Source organism: Streptomyces sp. NPDC092952 (genome assembly GCF_044754785.1).
Classification (GTDB): domain Bacteria; phylum Actinomycetota; class Actinomycetes; order Streptomycetales; family Streptomycetaceae; genus Streptomyces.
Genome location: NZ_JBIVPT010000021.1, coordinates 1 through 26,165, shown reverse-complemented (window position 1 = coordinate 26,165; position 26,165 = coordinate 1). Strand labels below are relative to the sequence as shown.

21 protein-coding genes and 1 pseudogene are annotated in these 26,165 nt (G+C 70.3%); 5 read left to right on the top strand and 17 right to left on the bottom strand.

The window, feature by feature from the left end:
• Window positions 1–36: 36 nt before the first annotated feature.
• Window positions 37–2,301, bottom strand: a complete 2,265-nt coding sequence (locus ACIQGQ_RS32110) for a PQQ-binding-like beta-propeller repeat protein (RefSeq protein ID WP_402402567.1) — start codon at window positions 2,299–2,301, stop codon at window positions 37–39.
• A 653-nt stretch (window positions 2,302–2,954) separates the two neighbouring features.
• On the opposite strand from ACIQGQ_RS32110, the gene ACIQGQ_RS32105 reads away from it, so the two are divergent.
• Window positions 2,955–3,890, top strand: coding sequence for an NAD(P)-dependent oxidoreductase (locus tag ACIQGQ_RS32105; RefSeq protein WP_402402564.1), 936 nt, complete (start codon window positions 2,955–2,957; stop codon window positions 3,888–3,890).
• Window positions 3,891–3,954: 64 nt separating this feature from the next.
• Here ACIQGQ_RS32105 and ACIQGQ_RS32100 read toward each other — a convergent pair whose 3' ends face one another.
• Window positions 3,955–5,238, bottom strand: a complete 1,284-nt coding sequence (locus ACIQGQ_RS32100; protein ID WP_402402562.1) for a glycosyltransferase — start codon at window positions 5,236–5,238, stop codon at window positions 3,955–3,957.
• 69 nt (window positions 5,239–5,307) lie between these two features.
• On the opposite strand from ACIQGQ_RS32100, the gene ACIQGQ_RS32095 reads away from it, so the two are divergent.
• Window positions 5,308–5,946, top strand: a complete 639-nt coding sequence (locus tag ACIQGQ_RS32095) for a TetR/AcrR family transcriptional regulator (RefSeq protein ID WP_402402560.1) — start codon at window positions 5,308–5,310, stop codon at window positions 5,944–5,946.
• A gap of 91 nt (window positions 5,947–6,037) precedes the next feature.
• On the opposite strand, the gene ACIQGQ_RS32090 is transcribed toward ACIQGQ_RS32095, so the two are convergent.
• Window positions 6,038–7,621 (bottom strand): alpha/beta hydrolase, encoded by a 1,584-nt coding sequence (locus tag ACIQGQ_RS32090; RefSeq protein ID WP_402402558.1) that lies wholly within the window; start codon window positions 7,619–7,621, stop codon window positions 6,038–6,040.
• Between the two features lie 247 nt (window positions 7,622–7,868).
• On the bottom strand, window positions 7,869–10,094 hold the full coding sequence (locus tag ACIQGQ_RS32085; protein WP_402402770.1) for a HelD family protein: 2,226 nt from the start codon (window positions 10,092–10,094) through the stop codon (window positions 7,869–7,871).
• Between the two features lie 174 nt (window positions 10,095–10,268).
• Here ACIQGQ_RS32085 and ACIQGQ_RS32080 point away from each other — a divergent pair, with 174 nt between their 5' ends.
• Window positions 10,269–10,766 (top strand): HAD domain-containing protein, encoded by a 498-nt coding sequence (locus ACIQGQ_RS32080; RefSeq protein ID WP_402402555.1) that lies wholly within the window; start codon window positions 10,269–10,271, stop codon window positions 10,764–10,766.
• A gap of 142 nt (window positions 10,767–10,908) precedes the next feature.
• Here ACIQGQ_RS32080 and ACIQGQ_RS32075 read toward each other — a convergent pair whose 3' ends face one another.
• The 12 genes and pseudogenes from ACIQGQ_RS32075 to ACIQGQ_RS32020 form a co-directional block, all read right to left on the bottom strand.
• On the bottom strand, window positions 10,909–11,568 hold the full coding sequence (locus tag ACIQGQ_RS32075) for a DUF2461 family protein (protein WP_402402553.1): 660 nt from the start codon (window positions 11,566–11,568) through the stop codon (window positions 10,909–10,911).
• 105 nt (window positions 11,569–11,673) lie between these two features.
• The gene (locus ACIQGQ_RS32070) at window positions 11,674–12,102 is read right to left on the bottom strand and encodes a CBS domain-containing protein (RefSeq protein ID WP_402402550.1); all 429 of its coding nucleotides are present in this window, start codon (window positions 12,100–12,102) and stop codon (window positions 11,674–11,676) included.
• Window positions 12,103–12,661: 559 nt separating this feature from the next.
• Window positions 12,662–13,372: a GNAT family N-acetyltransferase gene (locus ACIQGQ_RS32065; protein ID WP_402402548.1), complete on the bottom strand. Its 711-nt coding sequence runs from the start codon at window positions 13,370–13,372 to the stop codon at window positions 12,662–12,664.
• Window positions 13,373–13,555: 183 nt separating this feature from the next.
• Entirely contained in the window at window positions 13,556–14,509 is a 954-nt protein-coding gene (locus ACIQGQ_RS32060) for an LLM class flavin-dependent oxidoreductase (RefSeq protein ID WP_402402767.1), read from the bottom strand.
• A gap of 78 nt (window positions 14,510–14,587) precedes the next feature.
• A complete protein-coding gene (locus ACIQGQ_RS32055) occupies window positions 14,588–15,121 on the bottom strand; it encodes a hypothetical protein (protein WP_402402546.1) in 534 nt (177 codons plus the stop codon).
• The gene (locus ACIQGQ_RS32050) at window positions 15,118–16,107 is read right to left on the bottom strand and encodes an alpha/beta fold hydrolase (RefSeq protein WP_402402544.1); all 990 of its coding nucleotides are present in this window, start codon (window positions 16,105–16,107) and stop codon (window positions 15,118–15,120) included. The genes ACIQGQ_RS32055 and ACIQGQ_RS32050 overlap by 4 nt, the downstream gene beginning before the upstream one ends.
• The gene (locus ACIQGQ_RS32045; protein WP_402402541.1) at window positions 16,091–16,936 is read right to left on the bottom strand and encodes a hypothetical protein; all 846 of its coding nucleotides are present in this window, start codon (window positions 16,934–16,936) and stop codon (window positions 16,091–16,093) included. Before ACIQGQ_RS32045 ends, ACIQGQ_RS32050 begins: the two co-directional genes overlap by 17 nt.
• Window positions 16,937–17,002: 66 nt before the next feature.
• Complete coding sequence (locus tag ACIQGQ_RS32040; RefSeq protein ID WP_402402538.1) at window positions 17,003–18,304, bottom strand: lanthionine synthetase C family protein; 1,302 nt, start codon at window positions 18,302–18,304, stop codon at window positions 17,003–17,005.
• Window positions 18,301–21,318: a lantibiotic dehydratase gene (locus ACIQGQ_RS32035; RefSeq protein ID WP_402402535.1), complete on the bottom strand. Its 3,018-nt coding sequence runs from the start codon at window positions 21,316–21,318 to the stop codon at window positions 18,301–18,303. The genes ACIQGQ_RS32040 and ACIQGQ_RS32035 overlap by 4 nt, the downstream gene beginning before the upstream one ends.
• Window positions 21,319–21,461: 143 nt before the next feature.
• Entirely contained in the window at window positions 21,462–21,632 is a 171-nt protein-coding gene (locus ACIQGQ_RS32030; RefSeq protein ID WP_177328114.1) for a hypothetical protein, read from the bottom strand.
• A 223-nt stretch (window positions 21,633–21,855) separates the two neighbouring features.
• Window positions 21,856–21,978 (bottom strand): hypothetical protein, encoded by a 123-nt coding sequence (locus ACIQGQ_RS32025; protein WP_402402532.1) that lies wholly within the window; start codon window positions 21,976–21,978, stop codon window positions 21,856–21,858.
• Between the two features lie 69 nt (window positions 21,979–22,047).
• Window positions 22,048–22,271: pseudogene (locus ACIQGQ_RS32020) on the bottom strand (hypothetical protein); the annotation flags it as partial.
• 340 nt (window positions 22,272–22,611) lie between these two features.
• On the opposite strand from ACIQGQ_RS32020, the gene ACIQGQ_RS32015 reads away from it, so the two are divergent.
• Together ACIQGQ_RS32015 and ACIQGQ_RS32010 are read left to right on the top strand one after the other, a co-directional pair.
• On the top strand, window positions 22,612–23,277 hold the full coding sequence (locus ACIQGQ_RS32015) for a hypothetical protein (protein ID WP_402402529.1): 666 nt from the start codon (window positions 22,612–22,614) through the stop codon (window positions 23,275–23,277).
• Window positions 23,278–23,957: 680 nt separating this feature from the next.
• Window positions 23,958–26,009: a serine/threonine protein kinase gene (locus tag ACIQGQ_RS32010; RefSeq protein ID WP_402402526.1), complete on the top strand. Its 2,052-nt coding sequence runs from the start codon at window positions 23,958–23,960 to the stop codon at window positions 26,007–26,009.
• A gap of 5 nt (window positions 26,010–26,014) precedes the next feature.
• Here the strand turns inward: ACIQGQ_RS32010 and ACIQGQ_RS32005 are convergent.
• A partial coding sequence (locus ACIQGQ_RS32005) for a transposase (RefSeq protein ID WP_402402764.1) occupies window positions 26,015–26,165 on the bottom strand: 151 nt, incomplete at its 5' end.

The window sequence follows — 26,165 nt, the reverse complement described above, 5'->3', positions numbered from 1 at the left end:
ATCGGTATCGGCGGCGGGGGTCCCGCGCCGCCCGGGTCAGCCCGCCTTCGGCGGGTTCTCCGTGTCGAAGGCGAAGAGTGTGTTCCGGGCCGCGGTCACGACCACGATCCGCCCGACGACGGTCACGCGCGGGGTGGCGCCCAGCTCGCCGGTCAGGCCGTCCGCCTGCGGGTTCGTCGTCCACAGGGCCGTGCCGTCCTTCGGCGACAGTGCGACCACCCGGCCGGTGGCCGAGCTGAAGTACAGGGCGCCGGTACCCGCGGCGGGGCCGGACGCGCCCTCCACACCGGTCTGCCGTGCCCACTTCGTCCGGCCGGTCATGGGGTCGAGCGCCGTGATGCGACCGGTCTGGCCGCTGACGTAGAGGGTGCCGTCCACCATGCCCGGCGTCCCCGCGTACGGCTCGGCCAGCCGGGAGTGCGTGACCTTCCCCGAGTCCGGGTCGACCCGCACCACCCCGTCGTACCCGGACAGGTCCGTCCCTTCCCGCTGTTCCCGCAGGAACACGAGCCTGCCGTCCGCGACGCCCATCGGCACGGCGGCGCCGTCCACCTCGATGGCTCCGCCCAGCTTCCCCGAGGCCCGGTCGACCGTGTACAGGGTGAAGTGGCGGACCTCCACGGCGTTCGCCTCGCCCGCGGGCGCGCACATCGCGAGCAGCCGCGAGCCCATCGGGACGGGAGCGCACCACGAGTCCGCGGGGAACGGTGTGGTCCAGGTGACCTTTCCGCTGTGCGCGTCCCGGTATTCGAGGCGGGAGTTGGAGACATCGACCGTCACGACGGACGAACCGAGCACCAGGGCGTCCATGGACCGGCCCGTGACGGCCTGCGACTGGGCGCCGGACGGCGTGGACCACAGCTCCCGTCCGCTGTCCGCGTCGACCGCCACCACCTCGATGGGAGAGCCCACCGCTTCGCCCTGGGCGGCGACGCGGTAGCCGAGCACCGTGTCGTCCGTGGCGCCCACCAGGTGTATGCCCTGGACGGGGACGCCCGGACTCTTCACCGTCCACGCCCGCGAGCCGTCCACGGCACTGAGCCGGGTCGCGACCACACCGCCGCCCCCGCAGAACACCGCGTCTCCGTGGGCGACGCAGCGCAGCTCGTCGGGGATGTCCTCGCGGGCGCCCAGCGCGACCGTGTGCCATGGCTTGAAACCGTCCGGAAGCGGTGCGACCGGGGCCGCGACACTGTCCCCCTTGCCACCGCCCTTCGTGCCGAGGCCGGCCACCGTCAGTGCGGCGGCGCCCCCGCCGATCGCCGCGACCGCGACCGCGGCCGCGAGCACGGGGCGCCATCGGCGGTGCGGACGGCGGCCGGTGGCGGTCCCGGCCTCGCCGGATCCGGCCGGGACCGGGACGGGGGCCGGTTCGGCGGGGGCCGGTTCGGTCGGCGCCGGGGTGTCCCGCGTCGCGAGGTGGTGCTGGGTGCTCACGTCGCGGGTGTGACCCGCGCCGGTCCCGTTCGCGCCGGTGTCGCCGACGCCGCCGAGGTCGGCCGGCAGGTCCCGCAGCAGCACGAGGAGTTCGTCCGCCGAGGGGCGCTTCCCGGGCTCCTTGTCCAGGCACAGCTCGACGACCGTGCGCAGGGCCGTCGGCACGGCGTCCAGCGACGGCTCCTCGTGCAGCACCTGGTACGCCGTCATGTAGGGGCTGTCCGCGTCGAAGGGGCCGTGGCCCGTCGCCGAGTACACCAGCAGCGTGCCCAGCGAGAAGACGTCGGAGCGCGGTCCCACACCGCGCGGCGCCTGGAGCTGCTCCGGCGACATGAACGGCGGCGTGCCGATGATCCGCCCGGTCATCGTCAGCGTCTGCTGGTCGGTGGCGCGCGAGATGCCGAAGTCGATGACCCTCGGCCCCTCGGGCGAGAGCACGACGTTCGAGGGCTTCAGGTCGCGGTGGACCACCCCCACCCGGTGGATGTCGCGCAGCGCCTCCGCCAGCCCGATGGCCAGCCGCCTGAGCTCCACCCCGTCCAGCGGGCCGTCCGCGGCGATGCGCTGGGTGAGTGTCTGCCCCTCGATGAAGGCCGTCGCCATCCACGGCTGGTCGGCCTCGGGGTCGGCGTCGACCACGGCGGCGGTGAACGCGCCGCTCACCCGTCGGGCCGCCGCGACCTCCTGGCGGAAGCGGATCCGGAACTCGTCGTCCGCCGCGAACTGCTGGTGGATCACCTTGATCGCCACGGGCCGCCCCGAACTCGTACGGGCGAGAAAGACCGTACCCATCCCGCCCGAGCCGAGCCGGGCCTCCAGCGGATAACCGCCGACCTCGACCGGATCACCTCCGCGCAGCGCCACTCTTCCCGACCTCCCCGTCCCCCGTGCGTCTCGGCCGCCACGGGCCCGCTCCATTTGTGCTGCCTACAAAGTAGCCGCAGAGCGATGGGGCGGAGCAAAGCGGGTGGCCCACAGCCGACCCGCGGCGGGCGCCGCCGACCTGCTACGGGGAACGTCTCCCGCACCCCGTCCCGTCGCCGCGCCCGATTGACGCTCCCGGACGCCCGGGGGAATACTCTCCGCCCGGTTGGAACCGGGCGCGCGCGGAGGCATCCGACGGGCGCGCCGCGGACCGGCGTGACAACGCACACCGGACGAGCACCATGAGACGGACCGTCGGACAGACATGGGGTGACGCTTGTGACCGAGTGGATTCCGGCATTCGACGCCGACTGCCCGTTCTGTGAAGAAGTGGTGAAACGGGTGCGCGCGCCCTTCGGCGCTCCGTGACCACGTGCCGGAACGGCCGGTGACCATCGGGCGGGAGCCGTCCGCGTAGGAAGGTGTCCCCCATCCGGGGTGCCCGCGGCCGTGTCCGGGGCGGGGCGGGCGGGGCGGGCGGGGCGGGGCGGCAGACTCGTGGGTGCGCGTACGCGGCCACGGGCCCGCCCGGCGTCCGCCGCGTTCCCCCGGACCGCGCGCACCGAGCCATCTCCCAGGAACGAGGTACGGCCATGACGGACGCGGCCCGGCAGCGCCCGCGCGTCGGCTGGATCGGCACCGGCCGCATGGGCTTCCAGCTCGCCGCCCGGCTGCTGGACGCCGGATACGACGTGGCGGTGCAGAACCGTACGCGGGCCAAGGCCGAGCCGCTGGCCGAACGCGGGGCGGAGGTCGTCGACGTCCCGGCCGACCTGGCCGACCGGGACGTCGTCTTCACCACGGTCTCCGCCTCGCCCGATCTCCAGGCGGTCACCACGGGACCGAACGGTGTGCTGACCTCGTCGGCCGCCGCTCCGGGGGTACTGGTCGACAGCTCCACGGTCTCCGCGCGGATGTCGGCACTGATCCGGGACGAGGCCGCGCAACGCGGGACGGAGTTCCTCGCCGCCCCGCTGAGCGGGAATCCGAAGGTGATCGCCGCGGGCGGACTGACCATCGCGGTCTCCGGCCCCCAGGAGGTGTTCACCCGGGTCGAACCGCTGCTCTCCGCGCTGGGCCGCGGGGTGACCCATGTCGGCGAGGGCGAAGCCGCCCGCCTCGTCAAACTCGCGCACAACGTCTTTCTCGGTGTCGTCACCCAGTCGCTCGCCGAGATCACCGTTCTCGCGGAGAAGGGCGGCGTCAGCCGTGCCGCCTTCCTGGAGTTCCTCAACAACTCCGTGATGGGCTCGGCCTTCACCCGTTACAAATCACCCGCGCTGGTGCATCTGGACTTCACACCGACGTTCACCATGCCGCTGCTGCGCAAGGACCTCGACCTGGGACTCTCCGCGGCCCGCGAGCTGGAGGTCCCGATGCCGCTCGCCGCCGCCACCGCCCAACTGGTCGCCGCCGCCATCGGAGCGGGGCACGTCGGGGAGGACTTCGCCGCCCTGATCGTGGAGCAGGCCAGAAGCTCGGGCCTCACGCTGGAGCCCCAGGACGTTCCCGTGGACGACGGTCTGTGACCGGTCGCCGCGGGCTCCCGACGACCGCTCGACGAAGCTGTGCGGGCGGGCCCCGGACGGCGTGTCAGGCCGGGTCCCCCGGCTCGATCAGGGCGGCGAGGGCGGCGACCCCGTCCGCCGCCGCGATCTGTTCGGCCAGGACTCCGGCCCGGCGCCGGTAGCCCGGCTCGGCCAGCACCCGGCGGGCCGCCGCGCCCAGGGTCCTGGCCGACGGGCGGTTGGTGCGCAGCCCGATGCCCGCTCCCGACCAGGAGACCCGCGCCGCCACCTCGGCCTTGTCCTCGGTGGCCCCGGCGACCACCAGCGGGACACCGTGGCGCAGCGCGAAGTGCACGCCGCCGTACCCGCCGTTGGTGATCATCAGGGCGGTGCGCGGCAGCAGTTCGTCGTACGGGAGGAAGGAGGCCGTTCGCACGTTGCCCGGCAGCCCGGCCCGCCAGGCGGGGGTCCCACGGCCGCCGGTGGCGACGACCACGGTCACGTCCTCGCCCGCCAGCGCCGCCACCGCCGGATTGATCAGCTCGTCGAAATCGGTGTTGGCCGCCGTGCCCTGGGTGACCAGGACGACCGGGCGTTCGCGGTCGAGCGTGCTCCACCAGTCGGGCAGCGGATGGTCGCCGGTGGAACTGCGGGCCAGCGGGCCGATGAAGTGGACGGGCGCGGCCGCGCCGGGGCGCGGGTACTCGAAGGCCGGAACGGTCAGCTGCACCAGGTCGTCCGCCAGTGCGGGCCAGTCGAGGAACAGTCCGGGCAGCGGACGGCCGGTGATCCGCCGGCACAGCTCCGAAAGGTCCCGCTGCTGCGCCGGGAAGACCACCCGCCGCACCAGCGTGGTCAGCACCCGGTTGCGCAGTCGGCCGAGCGGGCCGCCGCGGGGCGGCAGGCCGAGCCCGAACGGAGCGACCTCGGGGCCCGTCAGCGGCAGCGGCACGATCCCCGCCAGCATCAGGCGCGGGCGCCGGTCACGGGGCAGGAGGGCCAGTGGGGCGGCACCGAGGAACAACGGCTCGGCGAGTACGACATCGATGCCGTGCGCGTCGATCAGCGCGGTGACGGTCTCGTACTGCGGTTCCGCCGCCCGGAAGAACATGTGGTCCAGGTCGAATCGCATCGCCGCGAGGCCGCGCTTCCCCGCCCGCTCCGGGTGGGAGTCGGCCCAGGTGTCGTCGAAGTCCACCGCCTGCGGCAGCGGCGCGAAGTCGGCCCCGGCGGCCCGGACCCGGTCGGCGAAGCGACGGCCCGTCAGCAGCGTCACGCGGTGTCCGGCCCCGACCAGGCCACGGGCGACCGCGAGCAGCGGGGTGACGTGCCCTTCCGCGGGCGACGAGCAGATGAGAACTCCGGGCATGTGCGCCTTCCCCCTCCGCTAGCATTCACTAACACCAGCGAGTATTGACTACACCCCGAGGAAGGTCAAATGAGTGGGGCGGAACGCCGTGGCTACCGGTCGGCACTGCGCGCGGAGCAGGCCGAGGCAACCCGGCGGCGGGTCCTCGCCGCGGCCGCGGACCGCTTCGCGGAGCACGGATACGGGCGGACGAAGCTGACCGGGATCGCCGAGGACGCCGGCGTCTCGGTCGAGACCGTCAAGGGGTACGGACCCAAGCGCGCCCTCCTGCTGGCCGCCTTCGAGCAGACCTTCGCCGGGGCCGAGGGACCGGTGCCGCTGCTGGAGCGCGAGCCGTTCACAGCCATCGAGCACCTGGAGGGCGAGGCCTACCTCGCCGCCGGAATCGAGCTGATCGCCGCCGCCAACGCCCGCTCGGCACGGCTGTGGCGCGCCTTCGTCGGCGCCGCGGACACGGAGGCCGACGTCCGGGCCGTCCTGGACGAGTTGCTCGACCGCCGCCGCACCGACATCCGCGAGACCGTCGCACGGCTGCGCGCCCGTGGCCTGGTCGACGAGTCCGTGGGCGAGGAGGCCGCAGCGACCCTGTCGTTCGTCCTCTCCCCCGAGGGGTACGAACAACTCGTCCTCGACGCCGGGTTGGCCGAGCGGCAGTACCGCGACTGCCTGGTCCGGCTCGTCGCGGCCGTGCTCCGCCCCGGCCCCTGACCGCGCCGCACGTCCCGTCCGAGGTCGCGGCCAGGGGTGCTCGCAGAAGGACCCGTCCACACCGGCCGACGGAACCGGACGGTCTCTCCGGTCAGCCGTTCGGGCTGGTGAGGTAGGAGTCGATCACGCGCATCGCTTCCTCCGTCCCGCCTCTGCGGTAGAGCCAGTGGCCCACGACGTCCATGGTGTACAGGGACGCCCGGGGGAAGGAGCGGGCCATCCGCCGCGCGCCCGGCAGGGGGGTGGCGAGGTCGTGGGTGGCGTTGACCACGAGGACGGGCGGGAGTGGGCCCTGTACACGGGCGGGCCGCGGCTTCGGCGGCGCGGTCCAGCCCTGGCAGCCGAGGACGGTGTCCAGGGACTGGGCGTTGTAGCGGACGTGCGGGGCCGCCTTCGCGACCCTCTCCCGGATGGCCCGGTAGTGGGCGTAGTCGCGGATCCGGAAGTCGTAGTCCCGGCAGAGCACGAGCCGCGGGAACGACTGGGCGCCGACGGGTACCCATCGGACCTCGCCCTTCCCCGTGTCCAGGGCGGCCAGTTGGCGTGCCGTCTCTTCCCGGCTCCCCTTGCCGAGCGCGAAGGTCAGGAAGTCCGAGAGCCTGTCGGCGTCGACCCTGGTCCGGGTCGGACCGTTCGGGCCGGGCTCGCGGAGGGTGCCGGCGTCGGCCCGCGCGAACAGCGTGTCGGTGACGGCTGTGAGGTCCCTGCCGTGCAGTGCGCATGCCGTGTCCGTGTCGCACCAGGCCGCGAGCCGTTTCAGGGTGTTGTCGATGGTGACGCTGCCGTCGGTGAGGTAGCGCTCGGCGTCCGGCCGGTCCGGGTCCATCGCGCTGTCGAGGGCGAGGGCGCGCACCCGGTCCGGGAAGAGCCGTGCGTAGCGCTCGCCGAGGAAGGTGCCGTAGGAGTGGCCGATGAAGCTGATGCTGCGTTCGCCGAGGGCGGCGCGGATCGCGTCCATGTCGCGGGCGACGCTCTCGCCGTCCAGTTGGGCGGCGAGCGGGCCCGTCCGTTCCAGGCAGCTGTCCGCGAGCCGGCCGTTGAGCGTGCGCAGCCGTTCGAACTCGGCGGCGTCGCGGGGGCGGGCCGGGATCGAGGCGCTGATCGTCTCGTCGCATTCGGCGTTCCGGCTGCGGCCGATGCCACGCGGGTCGAAGCCGATGATGTCGAAACGCCGGAGCATCCGCGGGGTGTAGCCCTCGGTCGGGTCGTCCGCGTACAGCGCGTCGTCGGCCCCGGCCGCCCCGGGACCACCCGGGTTCGACATCAGGACGCCGATCCGCCGTGCCGGGTCGGTGGCCCGGTACCGGGCGACGAAGATGCCGGTCCTCGGGCCGTCCGGCTCCGCCCAGTCCACCGGAACCTCGACCGTCGCGCACTGCGCCCTCGGGCTGGGGTCGGGGTAGGGCGGCTCGGCCGGCGGGCAGGTGCCCCAGCGGATCGGCGGTACGGAGACGGTGCCCGTCGGCCGTCCCTGCGCGGCGGCCGCCCCGGGGACGAACAGCGTGCCGGCGACGGAGAGCGCCAGCATGGCGGAGACGGCGCGCCGCCGCCCGGGGCCCGGGTGGGGCACCCACTCCGAGGTGGTGCGGAACGTGGTCTTCGAGGTGGGTTCCGGGCTCCGGTTCCGGCGTGCGGCTGGCCCCGGGTTCAATGTCCCGCTCGTGGTCGTGTTCATGCATGGCACTGTGGAGACGCCGTATGACGGTGGCTCCATGACCACGTGGTGGGAACGTAACAAGGGTTCCTTCCGCCCCGCACGGCGCGACCGCCGGGACGTCTCCCGCGGGTCCTCCGGCAAGTCCCTCGGCGGGCGGCCCCGGGCCGCCGTCCGGTGACCGTGCTCGCCGGTTCGGACGGGGTGGCCGGGGAACAGGGCCGGCCCGGGCCCCCGACCGCGTCAGGGGCCCGGCAGGCAGCGGGACTCAGCGGCGCGCCTCCTCCAGCAGTCCCCCGAGCGCCCCGGGCAGATCGCCGGTGTGCACCACCCCGAGGTGCTGGGTGGCGCGGGTCAGCGCGACGTACAGATCGCTCACCCCGTACGCGGACGGCTCCACGACCAGCACGGTGTCGAACTCCAGGCCCTTGGCCTGCCGCGCGTCCAGCAGCACCACGTCCCGGGTGAGGTCGGGCGCCGCCCCGTGCCCCGCGTCCGGCAGCTCAGCCAGCAGTGACGCGTGCAGCGCGGCCGGAGCGACGACGGCGACCCGTCCCCCGCCCCCGGCCGCCGCGGCCTCCCGGGCCACGGCGGCGGCGAGCCCGTCCCCGGCGACCCGCAGCGCCCAGGGCCGCACCCCGGTCGACCGCACCGAACCGGGCGGCACGAACGACGGGTCGTGCGCCCGGAGGAACCCGGCCGCCACCTCCATGATCTCGGCGGGCGTACGGTAGTTGACCCCCAGCCGTACGTGCTCCCAGCGGTCGCCCACGTACGGTTCCAGAATGCGCTGCCAGGAGCCGAGGCCGGCCGACTCCGCGGTCTGGGCGGGGTCCCCGACCAGGGTCATGGAGCGGGTCGGGACGCGCCGCATCAGCAGCCGCCAGGCCATCGCCGAGAGCTCCTGCGCCTCGTCGACGACGATGTGGCCGAACGCCCAGGTCCGGTCGGCCGCCGCCCGTTCGGCGGCGGTGCGGTGGTCGGCCGCCTCGTGGCGTTCGGCCATCCGCTCGGCGTCGATGATGTCGTGCGCGGCGAGGACTTCGGACTCCTCGTCCTCGAATTCGTACGTCTCCGAGCCCGCCGAGAGGTCCAGCACCCCCTGTGCGTAGGCGATCCGCTCCTGCCGCTCGGCCTCGGCGGCGGCACGGGCGGCACTGTCGTCCTCGCCGAGCAGCTCCGCCGCCTCGTCGAGGAGCGGCACATCGGCCGGGGTCCACTCCCCCTCCTGCCGGCGGATCAGTTCGGCCGACTCGTCGTCGAGATGGACCGGCTCCGCGAGGAAGTCCGCGACGAAATCCTCCGGGGAGAGCTGCGGCCACAGCTCGTCGACGGCGGCATGGACCTCCCGGCTCGTCGCGATCTCCTTGCCCATCTGGGCGAGGTCGTCGGGCCCCAGCAGATTGGGGCCGCCGAACGGGTCCGCGCCGATCCGCTCGGCCAGTTGCGCGGTCAGCGCGTCGATGATGTGGAACGCGAAGACGGGGCGGGCCAGGTTGTGGGGCAGCCCGCTCTCGCGCGCCCGGTGGCGCGCGTCCTCGGCCATGGCCCGGTCCAGCAGGAGCGTCCCGTACCCCTCATGGTCGATCTCGGTCGCCCGTTCGGGCACGGTCTGCCGGTCCCGCAGCGCCTCGGCCAGCACCCCGGCCATCCCGACCCGGCCCTTGACCTCGGCGGCGGCCGGGCTGTCGGTGCCGGTGGCGTGCACGCCGGGGAAGAGTTCACCGACGGTGGCCAGGAGCACCCCGGTCTCGCCCAGGGACGGCAGCACATCGCCGATGTAGCTCAGGAAGGCCGGGTTCGGGCCGACGATCAGCACCGCGCGGCGGGCCAGCAGTTCCCGGTGCTCGTACAGCAGGTACGCCGCGCGGTGCAGCGCGACGACGGTCTTCCCGGTGCCGGGACCGCCCTCGACGACCAGCACGCCCTGGTGCGGCGCCCGGATGATGGCGTCCTGTTCGGCCTGGATGGTCCGGACGATGTCATGCATCCGGCCCGTGCGGGACGCGTCGAGTGCGGCCAGCAGGACCTCGTCGGCGTCGGCGCCCTCGTGTCCGGTGCGGGTCTGGTCGGCGAGATCCATCAGCTCGTCGTGGAGCGCGGTGACGGTGCGCCCCTGCGTGGTGATGTGCCGCCGTCGCCGCAGCCCCATCGGGGTGTGGCCGGTTGCCAGATAGAAGGGGCGCGCCACATCTGCCCGCCAGTCGATGACCAGCGGTGTGCGGGATTCGTCGTCCTGGCGAATTCCGATGCGTCCGATGTGGTGGCTACGGCCGTCCCGGAAATCGATGCGCCCGAAGCACAGCCCGTTCTCCCCCATCTGAATCGCACTGAGCAGCCCGGACTGTTCCGCCACCAGGACGTCCCGCTCGATCCTCGCCTGGAAACCGTTCCCCACCTGCGCGAGCGCGGCACGCACCGACTCCTCGGCCTGCTTCCTGAGGAGATCGAGCCGTGCGTAGAGGCCGGTGACGAATTGCTGTTCCTGCCGCATTTCCTCGCTTGACAATTCCACTCCTGACGCGATATGCTTCTCGTAGAGAGTTTCTCTTCATGTCTTTTCGTCAAAGTCATGAAGAATCAAATATACGCAGGATCGGGCTCCGAGTGTCAATTCACTCGGAGCCCGATCCTTTTGTACAGGAGGCTTGCGTCGGGAGGCTTCGGCATGAGCGAGCGCGAGGAACGCCCCTTGCTGTTCCTGGACGTTGACGGACCTCTCCTGCCGTTCGGCGACGGCCCGCAGCGCGAGCCGTCGGGCGCCGCGACAGACCCGCACCTGACGCGGCTCGACCCGCGCGTGGGGCCCCTCCTCGCGGCCCTGCCGTGCGAACTGGTCTGGGCCACCACCTGGGAGGACGAAGCGAACGCTCACATAGCACCGCGGCTCGGCCTGCCGCCCCTCCCGGTCGTGCACTGGCCCGACCCCTCCGACGCGCATGAACGCGAGGACCAGTGGTACGGGCTCCACTGGAAGACCCGGACCCTGGCGGCATGGGCGGACGGACGCCCGTTCGCCTGGGTCGACGACGAGATCACCGGCGCCGATCAGGACTGGGTGAACGCCCACCACCCCGCCCCGGCCCTCCTCCACCCCGTCGCGCCGTCCCTCGGCCTCGCCGCCGACGACCTCGCAGCCCTCGACCAGTGGCTACGGGCCGCCTGAGGCTTCCCTCGCGATCCACAGGAACCGGCGACAACCCGGCCGGCGACGCGATGGGGCCACCGGGGCGAGCGGCCCGGTGGCCCGGAGCGGAAGGGTCCTTCATGCGGCAGAGGTGCAGTGGCCGCTGATCCGGCGGGCGGCTTCAGTTGACCGGTCCGTCGGCCGGGGTGGTGGCGGTGCGACCGACGTGGCGGGCCAGCCACATCAGCAGAGCGTCCAGATCGGCGGCCGCCGAGAGTACCCGCTCGGCCGCTTCGGGAGTGTGCAGCCACTCCTCGCAGCCCAGGTGACGGGCGGCGATCAGCGAGCGGTGGCGCAGCAGGTCCGCGCGAGGGTGGTGTGCCGGATAGCCTCGCGGAGGGCGTTTCATCATGTCCCCGGAGATGTCGTAGCCCTTGTGCCGTACGTCGTTGACGATGGCCGACAGTTCGCGGCCGCTGTTCTCGGAGGCCGCAGCGCTGCGGAACATGTCCACCTGGCCGGGGTCGGGGTACCACCAGGCGCCCTGGATCCGCAGGCCGTCCAGGGACAGCCGGAGCCCGATCTCGACCTTGCGGCCGAGCCGGATCACCGCGCTCTGGTGCTGCCACCACCAGGAGCCGGTACGGAAGTGCCAGACCGAGAAGTCCTCGTACCGGGGGTCGGTGTCGGCGATGTCGTTGAGCAGGGCGATCATCGGCCGGCGGACCAGGCGCTCGCGGTCCGCGCGGTAGCGCTCCCTGGTCTCTTTGGTCGGTTCACCCTGGAGTTGCCACAACACGTCCATGGCCTGCGGCGGCCAGCCGGTGAACTGTCTGCGCATGCGGGGAGGATAGCCCGGCCCGGGGGCGGCCCGCACAAGGGCGCTGCGGACTGGGACGGTCTGCTTCGAGCCGAGCGGCGCGGAGTTGGAGCCGCCCCCGACCGCCTATGTCTGGGGCGGCGCCGCGTAGACCTGCGCGGCGAACGCGTGTACCTGCGCCTCGGGCAGGCTCCGCGCGACGTCCGCCTCGCTGATCATTCCGACCAGCTTCTTGTCCTCGATCACCGGAAGTCGGCGGATGTGATGGGTGCCCATCTCGGTGATCACGTCTTCCACGCTGGCGTTGCCGTCGATCCAGCGGGGCGTTCCTTCGACGAGGTCCGCGGCGGTGCACTGGCTCGGATCGTGGCCCTCGGCGACGCACTTCACCACAATGTCACGGTCGGTAATGATTCCGCACAACCGCTCGTCCTCGTCGCTGACCGGCAACGCGCCGACGTGCAGTCGGCGCATCCGCTGCGCGGCGTGGAGCAGCGTCTCCGTCTCGGGGATCCACTGCGCGCCCTCGTGCATGATGTCCTTGGCCGTGGTCATAGGAATCTCTCCTACCTGGGTGCGGTGTGTGCTGCTCTTCGCCAGGGATCCCGTCCGCGTCTCCTTCAATGGTTGCGCCACGGGTGGGGTTCGGCGAGCGGGCACCGCCGCTTCCCGCAGCGGATCCGAGGATCGGCTCTACGGGTTCACGAGCGGCACGGGGCCGGCCCGGGTTGTTCTCCCGGCGCGCCGTCTGCTCGTACGCGAGGTGCGGGCGGCTGCGACTGTCCGAAGACGGGTCGGGAGTGTTGTCAGGGGGCCCAAAAGATCGTCGCTGTCGGCCTCTGCTCCCTTTGCCGCGCGTGCGTATGAGAGGGCGAAGGGACGGCAGTGCTCGGGAGGCGTCGGTCCCTGTGGCAGCGGGACGGACGGGGCGTTCGTGAAGGTCGTACGGTTTCGGCCATCGCGGTCCCGTGACAGGCGGATCCAGATGCGTCGGGACGGAGACAGGGGTCCCGTGACAGATGGTCTCGACCGCTCGCCAAACGATCCTGACCACTGGAGTCTCGAACATCGGCCTGCCTGCGCGGCAGTGCTGCGCCGCCGTGCGCGGGCGCTTCTACGGCACCCGAAGGAGCTGTCGCATCAAGTGGACGGATGTTGGGCTGAAACCTGCCGCCCGGTACAGATCGTTGGCCCGGGTGTTCTCCTTGAACACGGTCAGGGCCATGCCGGTGTTCCCCGCGGACGCGGCATGTTCTTCCGCCGCCCGGAGCAGCACCCGCCCGTGCCCTCGTCCCCGGTGCTTCTTCTCGACCTCCACGTCGTGGACGAATCCCGTGCGCCCGTCCGCGCTCCCGCCGAGGCAGAGGTGTCCGATGCGCTCGCCCTGGTGGAAGAAGTCCTGGAGCTGGTAGGACCCCGCTGTTCCACCCGGTCCCGCGAGGGAGGTCAGGGCCCTCCGCGCGCTGGACTCCGCGTAGCCGCCGGGCAGTCCCAGTTCGCGCAGCAGTACCGCGTACCCGCGCAGGAACCCTCGCTCCCACGACTCCCGCCCGGCCTGCGACGTACGCACGGCCGCATATCCCTCACCGGGTTCCGGGTCGGCCCGGTTGCCCGGGCCGACCCGCTTGCCCAGGTCGTGGGCGAACTCCTTGTATCCGGCCCGCGACAGCATCGGGAGATCGTCGAACCGGAAGGCGGGGAGCGTCAGGAGAACGTGATCGCATCCGGCGCCGAACAGTACTTGTTCCGCCGCGCGCACGGCCCCCAGGGCGAGACGGCGTTCGTGATCGTCGTCCTCCACCTGGAACGAGTGGATCCTGCCCACGGGTGCTCCGGCGCCCGTGGCCAGCCGGAGGGATCCGGCATCCCGCGCTCCCACTCGGACGACGTACTTCTCGATCGTCGGATCCGCGCCGGGCGCGCCCTCGGACGTCGCCTCCACAAGACGGAGATCTCCCGGCCGCTCCATGTTCCTCCTTGGTTGCCGTCCCGCGTCGCATGCGATCGGTCAGGTCGCGGGACACCCCAGCGCGGCCAGTAGTGCCTGCGCCTCCGAAAGGCCGGCCCGTGGCCCCTCGAGGGCGACCACACCACCGGCGCTGACCACGACTTCGTCCACTCCGGCCGCCGCGTATTCGGCCACGCGGTCCTTCAGCTCGGTCGCGTCCCCGTACAGGAAGGCACCGCCGTCGATGAGGGCCCTCGCCGCCTTCACCGGGTCCGCCTCCACGTCGGTGTCCATGCCGGCCTGCCTCAGCATGTCCTGATAGTGGGGCAGACCGAGATGGGTCCGGTTTCCGGCCAGGACGAGTTCCTCCCCCGCACGACCGGCCTTGTCGAGCGCGGCGGGCACCATCGCGACGACGCGCGGGACCGCACGGCCGCGAGCGGCCGCTCCCTCCCGCAGCGCCGGCAGGATCACGTCACGGATGTACGCGGCGGGCGCCAGCCAGGTGATCGCGACATCGGCCTCCTCTCCGGCAAGCCGCGCCATCCCGGGCCGGAGCACGCCCAGGCCCACTTCGACCCGGGGGCGAGTGACCTTGGGGAGTCTGCCGTGAAAGGAGAAGTACTCGCCCGTGACAGCCAGCTCTCCCCCGTCCAGCAGCCCTTTCAGGATGCTCACGTACTCCCGTACCGCCCCCAGCTGGCTTCGGTAGGGCGCGCCCAGAAGCCTCTTCTGGAACGAAACGCTGCCGGGACCGTAGCCGGCGACGACCGGGTGCCCGGTCGCGGCGGCCACGGACTGGGCCTGGACAGCCGCGTCGTAAGGATGCCGCAGCGGCATCAGCGACACACCGATGCCCGCGGAAACCGGGAATCCGGCCGCCGCCGCGTGGATGAACGGATGGTGTGTGTCGCCGCTCAGTACCTGGCCGAGCCAGAGCGTGCGCCCGCCCCTCGACTGAGCGAGCGCGGCATAGGGCAGGACGGCCTGCATCCGTGCGCCTCCGACGGGCATCATGAGCCCGATGGCAGGCGTCATCGTGTTTCTTCGCACATCAACTCCCATGTGTGGACAAGAGAAATCCGGCCGCGGTCACAGCGGAACGGACGGCGAGGAGAAGATGAACTTGGGCTTGACGCCCGGATCGTAGCCACCGCTCTTGACGACGACGAACTGGAACGCCGCGGCGTTCTCCCGCTCGCTCGCGGCGCACGACGCGATCTCGGCGCGGACGTACTCTCGGAGGATTCGGTACAGATGGTTCTCCGTGATCCCCTGAACACCGGCGGACGCGACGACTCCGCTCAACTTGCCGCAGACCATGAGAACGGACTTGACGTTCCGCCGCTGCGGGGACCACAGAACGGAGGTCCAGCCCCTCTCGTACGGTTGCGACGGCCGCTGCCACCCGCCGGTCGAGCGGTCGGCGTGCACGAGGCGGTAGAGCACGACGTAGTCGTGCTGTGCGGGGATGGGCGCGAAGAACCGCCAGTTCGGGATGAGGCCGAGACGGTCGAACCGCCGCAGCCCGTCGAACACCCGGTGGGGATGCTGGCTGAGGACCGTCGCGGTGAACCAGCCCGCGAGAGCGATCTGGACGGAACGGTCGAGGACACTGCGGTTCAACGGTCGGCCTCCGCCCCGTAGAGGTCGTGCAGGAAGCGTCTTGTCCCCTGAGCGATCTTCTTCGCTCCTTCCTGGTGCGGCACTGCTTCTCGCCTGATGTCGTCGAGGACCGTGGTGCCGGCGAAGTCCGGCAGGTCCATGAGCTCCGCGTGCATCTCCTGGTATGCGAGGCTCTCGGCGTTCCTGGGGCTCGACATGAGCAGGGACACCGGGACGGGGACCTTCGGTATCGTGCCCGGCTCGGCCAGTTCACGATGTGCGGCCCGCCATTCGCGTTCCGCAGCGGTCCAGGTCGAGGCCGCGCGGTACTGATCCAGGCAGAGCGATCTCACGCGTCGGGGGACCTGTTCGATCCACGGGGGCGCCATCAGCAGCGGGGACAGGCCGGAGCGCAGCGACTGCGGCATCAGGGTGAAGCCGAACCCGGTTTGCTCGGAGAGCGATCGAAGCAGCTTCGACCGGTGCAGCTCGCCGGGGTACCGGGGATCGATCACCAGCACTCCGCCGACCAGCTGGGGCGCCTCCGCCGCGGCCCGCAGGGCGAGGAGCCCACCGAGTCCGTGGCCGACCAGCACCACGCGACGGCCCCCGCACGTCACCCGCACCAGGTCCGCGGTGTCCTTCACGAGCAGGTCGAGAGTGAACGCGGTGGTGCTCCCGAAACGGCTCCTGCCGTATCCGGCGCGGTTGGCCGCCAGGACCGAGAAGTCGTCGCCGAGCTCGTCCTCGACCGCGCTCCATCGCTCCACGGTGTCGCCCAGATCCGGCAGAAGCGCCACCACGGGGTCCGTGGCGAGCGCCGGGCGAGGTGTGCGCCGGAACCGGTACGCGACGGTGTTGCCGTTGTCGGTGCGCACGAATAGCTCCGAACCGGTTCCCCGCGCGACCCGGCGGGACGTCCGCCGCTGCGCGACGGCTCCGGTGAGCAGAGCGGTACCGAACACCGCGGCGATCAGGCGCGGCAGCGCGTCATCCCTGGTGTCCACGGAGTCCCTCCGCTGTGCCGATCGCGTTCGGACGCGTCACGTAGAGGACCGCGGGATAGGTGGAGCAGAAGGCCCACACGAAGCGCGAGAGCCCCATCACCCGGGCATTGGCCAGGTGGAAGGAGCCGGAGACGGCCAGCATGAGAGGGGCCGCCCTCCCCTTCGCCATAAAGATCACGGGGAAGGCGCACTCGAACAACAGCACCCCGTGGCTCGCGTACTTCGACAGCTCCGGGAAACGCCGCGTCAGCCTGTACGCCCCCTCGTCGCCGTAGATCTCGGTCCTCAGGATGCCGGGCAGCGCTTCGCCCGAACGCCAGCCCGGCCCGGCGAGCTTGGTCACGCCGGCCGCGAAGTACGACAGGGCCGACTGGAGTGCGATGAACCAGAGGCAGGTGTCGACCACCTTCGGCTGCCGCTCGCTCAGCCGGGCCACGGCAGCGACCCCCTGCACCGTGAAGGCCACCTGGTCGGATCCGTCCGTTCCGAAGTGCTGGCGAGGATTGACCACCAGGGAGGACAGGGCGAGGAAGGACCCGGCGGCCGCTCTGGTCCGGCGCCCGGTCGACGGCACCACGAGCGTCGCCGCCGCGGCCACGCGGGCGATCTGGATCGACCGGCTCACCCGCGGCCTGCCCACGAAGTCCAGGACCCGTTGCACCGGGGGAGGTGCCCACGCGAACTCCTCACGGACCAGGTCCCAGTCCACGAGAGGGGCGTTGCGCGCCCGGCGTTCGTTCGTCAGTGACTCAAGAGCTGCGACCAGGTGCGTGATCGCGCTGATCTGCTCGGTCGTCGTCAGTGCGCGTGCGCGGCCCGGCCGCGGCATTCGGAATCTCCCTGACCACCGCATGTCTGTCTTTCCCACCTGTTCCGATCGTCCGCCGGGCTGCTGTCAGGCCAGCAGGAGAGCCGCGTCCCACGGCGTCGCCTCGGTGCTTCCCGAGGCATAGGCGTCCAGTGCCAGGACGACGCCGGTGGCGCCGTCGAGGAATCCCGGGAGCGCGAGTGTCGTCCGGCCGTCTTCGTCCGGGTATCCGAACCCGAAGGGTTCCCGTTCGTCGTAGAGCCGGAGAACCACGTCAGCGATCTCTCCACGAACGCGGTTCACCTCCTCGGCCCGTGGCCCCGTCGCGAAGAACTTGAGGCAGTTGAGCGCACCGGCCCAGCCGTGGCAGAGCCCGGCGCTGCGCACCGGCCATTGGTCCAGCGGTACGCGGACCAGGGATTCCACGGCGGAATGGGCCAGCAGGCGCAGTTCCTCCCTGCCTGTCGCGTCCGCCGCGAGACGCAGCGCGGAGGCGATGCCGAGACTGCCGTAGCACCACGCCGTTCTTCCGCCCTCCTCGTCGCCGTCACCGGAAAACCAGGCGTCCCACGGGATGAAGTCGGGCCAGTAGACGCCGTGCTCCCCGGTCCGGACACGATCCCGGTAGACGGCGGCCAGCGTCTCTATCGTCTGCATCTGCCCGGGTACGGACACCCCCTGCTCGTGGGCGAGGGCCAGAAGTGCCAGCGGGCCGGCGATGCCGTGCGACATGCCGAGGTTGAGGTTGCCGTCGCGTGGCGAGGCGACGAGCCCGCCGCGCGGTCTGGTCAGCGTCCAGTAACCGGGGATGCGGTGGCCGTCGACGGAACGACTCTCTCCGAGAGCGACCAGTGCCTTCAGGACCGACACGAGGGTGTCCCGCATCGGGGCGCCCCTCAACAGGGCGTACCGGCCCACGCCCGCCAGACCGCTGATGGCGTCGAAGCGGGCCCGGTCCCCGATGGGATCGTGTGCGACGGAGGTGTGCACCGCTGCCACGACGGCGCCCAGGGAGGCGTCGATCCGTTGCAGGGCGCTTCCGTACCCGTTGCCGTTCCCACGGCACAGAAGGATCGACAACGCCAGGCCGCTGAGCCCGGAGTGAAGTCCGGGGTCACCGGCCGAACCGCGCTGCAGCAACTGGACGGCCGCGGTGAAATGCCGGTGTGACACGCGGTCCATCCGCAGGCCGGGAGGTGCGCAGTCGCCGAAGAGGAGGGCCACGCCGGGCAGCCCGCTGCCCAGGCTCCGCATCTGCGCCTCCAGCTGCGCCGGGGTCGCGTCGTCGCCCAGCGAGTTCGTGAACGTCCTCATGACGGACTCGGGGTCGACGAGTGCGGCCGAGACGTCCTGGCAGACCCGGCGCACACGGCTGGTTCTGTCGGTCATCGGTGTCGCAGCCTTCGCGCCGCGTGGCCGAGCAGGATGAGGCTCCGTTCCTCGTTCTCCGGGTTCACACCGACAAGACGGTTGTGCTGCATGTGGAGGAGGCTGGAGATGGCGTAGTTCTGCTGCTTCTCGGAGAACCGGGACGGGTCCCGCGAGATGCTCTCGCCGTAGCCGCGCGCGGCGGCGTTGTCTCCCCAGGCCCGTACCAGGTCGAGCGCCGGAAGGCGTTCGGTGACGCTTCGTGCGACGTCCTTGGCCGTCACGATCCGGCACACCTCGTCGATCTGGTCACGCCCGACGGCCCCGTCCCTGGACTTCATGAACCGTTCCGCCGCCCACGTGGTCCAGTCCACCCCAAGAGCCTCCAGGAGGGCCGCGTAGTCGGCTACCAGGACTGTGTTCGCGGCGACGTCGAGGGCCTTGCCACGGTTCAACAGGCGGATCTGGTTGACGGCCACCTGGCTGTCGACGCAGAAGATCCTCTCGGCGAGCGACAGCGCCTCGGGCCCGCCGTAGCGCTCGGCCTCCGGCTCGTAGGACTCGGCACCGGCGCGGCGGAGGAGACCCCTGCGCATGAGTGCTCGCAGGTTCTCGTGCAGCCGCTCATACATCCGTCCCGTCGTCCTCGCGTCGGCGCTGTGCAGACGCAGACGGATGTGCGGTTCCGGATCGTTGAAACGGATGAAGAACCACTGGTCGGCCAGATCGGCCATCTCCCTTATCAGTTGCGGCAGATGGCGCGCGATCAGCTCGTCGTGGGTGTCGAGGTCGGCGTACAGCCGTACGTACGCCCAGTCGCCGCCGAGATCGTGGCGCACGGGTTCGATCACTGCCGGCGGATGCGGCGGCCGGGGATCGTCCGTGCCGGACCTCCCGCGCAGCGGTACCACGATCTCGTTGGACCGGCCCTGGAGCCAGCCGAAGTCCTCCTCGCCCGCGCCCGGTCCCTCCATCAGCGTGATCCCGCCCTTGAGCAGGTCACGACGGAGGATCTCGCGGTGGAAGGCGTCGTCGAGGTCCAGGGTGTAGACGCGGTCCTGGTCCACGACGCCGACCCGCCGGTCGACGCGGGACGCCTCCCGCCACCGCGGGACCGCCTCGTGCCAGGCCGAAGGGTCAACCGCGGCCTGGCGCAGGGCGGGAGTCGCACGCCAAGTCCTGGGAAAGGCGACGACCTTGCCGATACGGACGCGCGGCAGCACGGGCAGCGCGTCGTACCCCTTCCAGTTCCATTCGCGCCAAACCTTCCGACCGCTCGTGTAGCGCAGTTCGCTGAGAAACCTCGCCAGGTTCGGCGCGCCCCCCTGCAGCGCGAGCATGTGCGGAACGAAGGGGCGTACCTCCGTGTCCTCACGCGGCCAGTGGAGGCGGAGCCTCGTTCCGTCGGAGTGGACGACCAGTTCTCGCCAGTCGATGGGCCGGCCGCCGTCCTCCGGGCCGACGAAGGTGCCGAGCGGGAGGGTGAAGGGGACGAGGCGCGGCGTGCGCATCACGTTGCGGGCGCGTGTCGAGGTCGGCTCGAAGAAGACCTGCGCGTGGATGCCGGAGGAGCCGTCGGACGGGTAGAGCGAGGCAAGTCGGTCCACGCTGCCGGTCAGTTCCGCGAACCGCCCCATGGTTGCGCCCATGACACGCGCGCCCACCAGCGGTGACGAGACCAGCTCGAAGTCACCGGCGTTCAGCGCGTCGGTGTCCCGGGCTTTGAGCTGGAAGCAGAGATCCATGTCGTACGGGGGTGCTTCCGTGCTGTCCGCGAGCAGTTCCACATCGGACTCGTCCAGGACGACTTCTCCGTCCGGGTGTGTCAGTCCGCGGTGCAGCAGCACGGCCACGTGTTCCTCGCGCCGTGCCCGGCGGAGCTCGTCCTTCGTGCCCGTGAAGTCGGGGAAGACCCGGGAGTTGACGAGGGGGTGGCGGTATCCGGTGGGGAAGCCCAGACCTCGGTGCGAGTCGATGAGCTGTTCGAGCCGGACCGCCCCGTACTTGCCGTAGCGGTCCATGAACGCGTAGAAGTACGACACCATGTGCGGGTGCGACGGCTCGTCGGGGGTGATGCGCCACATCGAGGACGCGTACGACTCGATCTCCGCGAGCACGCCGGGCGGGACAGCCGCCCGGATCCCCGGGTCCAAGTCCACCTGGATGGCACCCTTGGCCGTCTCGGCGAGGCCTTTGGCCGTACGGGAGGCGGTCCTGAGCTCCTCGATCCCTTCCGCCGAGTCCGGGCGCTCCTCGTAACGCCGCAGGCGGGTACGGAGCTCTCGCATCGTGTCGGACTCAGGGCAGGTGCCGTCGTGCGGCAACTCGTCGAGGAGGTCGGAGCGCAGCGAGGTGAGCAGGACACCGTTCCGCACGAGTCCGAGGAGGTAGCGGTCGACCTGCTCGGCCGTGGTATCGGGCAGGGTGCCGGCCAGCCGGTCGACCAGCTCCGCGTACCCGACCGGCTCCGCCGCCTCCTCACGCACGGTGGCCAGGAGCGGGGTCATGCGGATGCTCGCCTGGCCGCTGCCCTTCTCCCCCGAGCCGTCCGGGGCTTTCGTGCTGGGCAGCACGAGCCTGTCCCCGCGGACGTGGCCGAGGTTGGTGACGACGACTGTGAGCGCGTGACGCACGCTCGGGTATGCCAGCAGGGTCCGCGCCACCTCGGAGAACCACGCCTCGTCGAACCGTGCCCTCACACGGGGTTCCGTGTACTCCACACGCGCGGTGTCCGCCGTTTCCAGCACGGAGACTCCGGCGTGCAGGCCGAAAGGTGTCGGCCGGCCGGCTATGCGCAGGGCGTACTTGGTGAGCGAGACGGCCATCTTCATCACGCGCTTCCGCGGCAGTTCCGCGCCTTCGAGCAGCCGCTCCAACGTCTTGTCGAGAGACGGGCTCGACACCGCCACGGCGTCACGGAGGCGCTGGTCCGATGCCAGGAGCCGGATTTGCTCCAGGAGATCGGAGTCGCAGAAGTCGTACGTTTCGCTCGCCGGAGTCGAGGGAATTTCTTCCGGGCTTCGAGAAGTGGCCACCGCACGAAGCATGAGCGGTTCTCGTGAAGTGAAGTAACCGGCCTTCAACCCTGCCTCCATAAGAACGAGCCGTCGGGCCTGCAAAAAGAGGACTGAGCCTCTTTTCACAGGCCCGACATTTCTAAATATCCCTCAGGGGATGATTACGCGCAGCAGGTGCGCCAACCATTGGAGGTGCTGGACCCGTTGCCCATGCTGTCGACCGCACAGCTGTACATCTGGTCAGCCACGTCGCCACTCGACATGAAATGGACGTCGAGGTCGAGGTCGCTCAGTTCCTCGTCAGCCGCTGCGATGAGGAGATCCGTGCTCATGATGCAACTCCCATTCATAGTCAGGGCGCGCATGGAAAGTAACGGATATTTCCCGAGGCCCAATGCCCCGTGCTCCTGCGAGGAAGAAATATCCGCTACGAGTTTCCACGCCGAACGCCAGAACTTACCGCTCAAAAACCTAGGCTCCGATGATCACCCGTGTCAACAGTTCCACAAAAGGAGGGAGGGATTCCCCAGACTATGCCCCATATGCGAATATCGATCACGGGGACTTCACCGGTGGGTATCCGCTCGGGCGGCGGGTCGCCGAGCGGCGCCACGCCTCCAGGGCCGGGGCACTGGAGGCGAAGCGGGTGGTGGAGCTGGAGCCGACTCGGGGTGGCACGGCCCGAACGGGAAGCGGCCCGGGCCGGTGCCGGGCCATCGGGCGAGTCGGACTCCTCCGGGCCGCCACCAGCAGCAAGGAGGGTTCCCAGCCGGTCATGTCGATGACCACGTGACCTGACGACCGCCGGCCGGGGCCAGGACGTCGCCGATCAGCTTCAGCGGGTCGGACTCGTCGTCGGCGGCCCGCCGCGACAGCAACGTTCTGCCGCCTGCATCCAGGGCGAGGCCGTGATGGCGGCTCTTGCCGCTGTCGGCCCCACCCGTATCCGACTCACCGCACCCTTCACGTATGTGCTCGTTCTGTGTGTGTCACGGACGACCTCCCCGGCATTGCGCTAAACCGTGACTTGTTCGCACTTCCTGATCGGCGGCCGCATAGTTGCGGGATGCCGGGCGGCGAAGCGAGGAAAACCACGGGACAGCAGCCGCCTGATAGCCACACGACCCAGTCCATGAAGGGCTCGATCAGCCCGATCAAAACGGTCGAGCCACCCGAGTTGCCGAACAGCCCGCCCGGACGAAACGCTCTTTTTGACGCCCCCTGAGAAGCAATCACGCCTGCGCTCGAGCGACCACCGACGCCCCGTCCAACCGCCCCACACCCCCATTCGGATGTGTCTATTGTGGCTTCATGCGAGCATCGGATGGTTCGGTCGAGTGGCTTGAAGACTTCATCACCGCGTGGCACGGCCCACGTCAACCGGGCTACGGCCTGACCGAGACGGAAATACCCGCTTTCCTCCCAGCTCCGCTCCAACGCCTGTACCGTCATGCCGGACGCTGGCCCGGCCCAAATCCGGAGGAGCACTTGCCGGAATCACCCGGAATCTTCCAGCAACAAGATGTGCTCGTCCCCGCCGAGGCTCTGAGCCTTCACGAGGGAATGGTCGAATTCCTCACCGAGAACCAAGAAAGCTGGACATGTCGCGTTACGGTCGGCAGTCCAGCGGCACCCGTCGTGCTGAGCAACGCCCACTGGATGTGGGACGACGAATCGGAAGACGAGTACACCCCGCTGACACCATCTCTCGAACAGTTCCTTACGAGCTTCGTGCTCCAGGAAACGGTCCTCGGATGCCGCAACCTCGCCACCACTGACGAGTCGGCGGCCCTGCCCAAGCAGTCGATCCCGCTCTGGCTGGACGGCTGGTACGTCTTCGAAGAGCCCAGCCACAGCTTCTGGAGCGTTGACTCCGCACTCGTCGCCGACATCAGTGGAACCCGCTGGGTCGGCTGGAACGGCCCGGACACGCCCCCATCCGAGCTCGGCGAACTGCAAATGATCCGAAGCTACTGAACTTGATCGCGTGATGTCGGTGCCGTTCGCCCGGCAGTTGGACGTCGGCACCGGCCGCCCTGTGGTGTGCACACGCAGGGCTGCGGGTTGACCGATGCCAGGAGAGCTACGCGGGAGCGGTCACGGCTCCAGGCCATGGAGCGTTTCGAACGCGGGCAGAGGAGCGCGGAAATTGCCGCTGCCCCGCGGGGCAGCGTGCGGTCGCACGCTGGGAGTGTCCGGCTCGCCTAGCCGCACACTCCGCCTGCCGACCGCCCCGACCAGCAGGGCCGCGACCACCACGCTCCCGGACGCACGAAAGGCCGCCCTCTCACGGATGAGAGAACGGCCTCCGACTCGCGTTTCCGCACAGTCGGGACGACAGGATTTGAACCTGCGCCCCCCTTGACCCCCAGGAGTGAGGGTCAAGGGTATTTTCTGGATATAGCAGACTTAATCCGGGTGCACTGAGTGCACGTGACGGCCCGTCGTGCACCGTCGCGCATACCGTGTGGTCCCCAACTCATGTCCGGGCCCAGCCCCATGCCCCTCGGCGATCCTTGCGAGCGACAACGAAGCAGCGAACTGCCCCGCCCTTCGAGGCAGTCTGCCGATACCATCCCGTTCCTGGGCTGGGGACTCCATTCATGGGTGTGTGTCAGCCTCATGGCGCTCCATCGCAGAAGAGGAACGAACACCCTGTGAGCATCGCTCGCGTAGACGGGCGGGTACAGCCTGCCCGCTCGGGTGACCCGAAGCGGGTCGGCCCCTACCGGATCATCGGCCGTCTCGGCTCGGGTGGCATGGGCACTGTCCACGCCGGTCTCGATCCAGCTGGCCTCCGTGTCGCTGTGAAGGTGATCCACCCCGCACAGGCCGAGGACCATGAATTCCGGGCCCGCTTTCGCCGAGAAGTCCAGCTCTCTTCTCGCGTGCACGGACCGTGCCTCATACCCCTCCTCGCAGCAGACCCGGATGCCGAGACCCCCTGGCTCGCTACCACCTACGCGCCCGGGCTCACCCTCGACCAGCATCTCGCCGCCCACGGAGCGCTCACCGGCGCCACCCTGTACGCCTTCGCCACCGGCGCTGCCCAGGCCCTCGCCGCGATCCACGCCGCCGGAGTCGTCCACCGGGATGTGAAACCGCAGAACGTCATCCTCACCCCGGCCGGCCCCCGGGTCCTGGACTTCGGTATCGCACACGCCGCCGACGGCACCTCCGTGACCCGGACCGGTGTCATGACTGGCACCCCCGGTTGGATCAGCCCCGAGCACTACCGCACCGGCACCGCCGGACCCGAGGGCGACATGTTCGCCTGGGGCACGCTCGTTGCCTACGCCGCCACGGCACGCCTCCCCTTCGGGACCGGAGCTCCCGACGTGGTCGCCTACCGCGTCATGTCCGAGGAACCCGATCTCGACGGCCTCCCCGACGAACTGCGCGAGCCCCTGACGAAGGCGTTCGCAAAGAACCCCGCCGAGCGAATCAGCGCCGACGCGGCAGCAGAGCAATGCGAGCGGCTCCTGGCCCGCCAGGCAACCCAGGTTCTCGGCGCAACCGCCGACCCTGGGCCGACGCGGATCGGTGACCACCTCACCACTGCATGGAACCTCCCCAGCGTGGAAGACCCCGCTTGGAGCCTGCCCAAGCCCTCGAGACGCAGGCGCGCGCTCATGGCCGCCGCCACCGCAATCGCCGTCGCCGCCGCCTCGGGTGGAATCGCCGCCTCCTACACCAGCGGCGACCGTGCTGAGGTGGCCCTTACGTCCGACCGCACCACTCCTGCGACACCCTCCGCCAAGACATCCGCTCCGGTCAGCGCTTCTGCAACCACGGCTTCCGGCCCGCCTGCCGAAACCACGTCCACCCCTGCGATCGATCCGCGAACCATCAGGATCCCCAAAGATCCACTCGCCGGGGTAGCCAATCCCGCCTACAGGAGATCCGACGACGAAACCCAACCTCACCCGGACGAGTGGAGAGCAAGCACCACCGCCGGCAGCACCGAAGAACGGGACGCCGAGAAGACAATCCGGGACCGGATGACGTCCATGCTGGCCACAAAGGACATGGACTTCATGAAGCCCACCATCACGTTCAACCAGCGGGCACAGACCGTGATGGTGACCGGTGGTCCCGTCCCGCAGTTGCCCGAGAACTACCAGGAAGTGTTTCGCAGGGCCGGTGAGATGGCAGCCTGCTCCACCCTCGCGCATCGTCTCAAGAACGATCCGACCACCTGGCCCTACGGCCGCTTCGCCATCTACTGGAAGACATCCGAGCTCGATGCAACGTCCCTCGGCTACGGGGAGGCCACTGACGGCTGCATCTCAGAGATAGCCGGCCAGTGGCACGGAGACGAATCCGGCATGGCCACGGCCGAGATCCCCAGCAGCGACAAGGCGGAGATCCGCGTCGCCGACGCCACGGTCAAGGCCATCGTCGCCACCTGGAACACCAACACCACCGAGACGAACGACGACCCCATCACCCTCAACGACGGCATCAGCCTCGGCTTCGACCCCATCGAAAACGCAGCCTACGTCTGGACCGACGACCCCAACAGCCGCTTCACCAGCCACGCCTCCCAGTCCAACCTCAGAGGCACAGCCGAGGAGGCTGTCTGCCGCAAACTCACGCTCGAGTTCCGCAACAACAAGAGCTGGCAATACACACACTGGTCTGTCGCCGTCTACGACTCGTACACCGGCACGCGCCAGTTCGTCGGGTCAGGAACCTGCCCTTACTGATCATTTCAAAATGAGGTTCGGAGTCTTCGCAAGCAGATGATGCTGCAGGCGAGTTGGAGTGGTCCGAGGTGGAGATCGGCTCGTATCTCGTAGCGGATCCGCAGGCGTTTGAACTGGTGGAGCCAGGCGAAGGTGCGCTCGACGACCCACCTGGTC

Bases quoted from the DNA above. Each gene is read 5' to 3' on its own strand.
- ACIQGQ_RS32105 (WP_402402564.1), top strand. From the start codon at position 2,955: ATGACGGACGCGGCCCGGCAGCGCCCGCGCGTCGGCTGGATCGGCACC.
- ACIQGQ_RS32100 (WP_402402562.1), bottom strand. From the start codon at position 5,238: ATGCCCGGAGTTCTCATCTGCTCGTCGCCCGCGGAAGGGCACGTCACC.
- ACIQGQ_RS32095 (WP_402402560.1), top strand. From the start codon at position 5,308: ATGAGTGGGGCGGAACGCCGTGGCTACCGGTCGGCACTGCGCGCGGAG.
- ACIQGQ_RS32090 (WP_402402558.1), bottom strand. From the start codon at position 7,621: ATGAACACGACCACGAGCGGGACATTGAACCCGGGGCCAGCCGCACGC.
- ACIQGQ_RS32085 (WP_402402770.1), bottom strand. From the start codon at position 10,094: ATGCGGCAGGAACAGCAATTCGTCACCGGCCTCTACGCACGGCTCGAT.
- ACIQGQ_RS32080 (WP_402402555.1), top strand. From the start codon at position 10,269: ATGAGCGAGCGCGAGGAACGCCCCTTGCTGTTCCTGGACGTTGACGGA.
- ACIQGQ_RS32075 (WP_402402553.1), bottom strand. From the start codon at position 11,568: ATGCGCAGACAGTTCACCGGCTGGCCGCCGCAGGCCATGGACGTGTTG.
- ACIQGQ_RS32070 (WP_402402550.1), bottom strand. From the start codon at position 12,102: ATGACCACGGCCAAGGACATCATGCACGAGGGCGCGCAGTGGATCCCC.
- ACIQGQ_RS32060 (WP_402402767.1), bottom strand. From the start codon at position 14,509: ATGCCCGTCGGAGGCGCACGGATGCAGGCCGTCCTGCCCTATGCCGCG.
- ACIQGQ_RS32045 (WP_402402541.1), bottom strand. From the start codon at position 16,936: ATGCCGCGGCCGGGCCGCGCACGCGCACTGACGACGACCGAGCAGATC.
- ACIQGQ_RS32040 (WP_402402538.1), bottom strand. From the start codon at position 18,304: ATGACCGACAGAACCAGCCGTGTGCGCCGGGTCTGCCAGGACGTCTCG.
- ACIQGQ_RS32030 (WP_177328114.1), bottom strand. From the start codon at position 21,632: ATGAGCACGGATCTCCTCATCGCAGCGGCTGACGAGGAACTGAGCGAC.
- ACIQGQ_RS32015 (WP_402402529.1), top strand. From the start codon at position 22,612: ATGCGAGCATCGGATGGTTCGGTCGAGTGGCTTGAAGACTTCATCACC.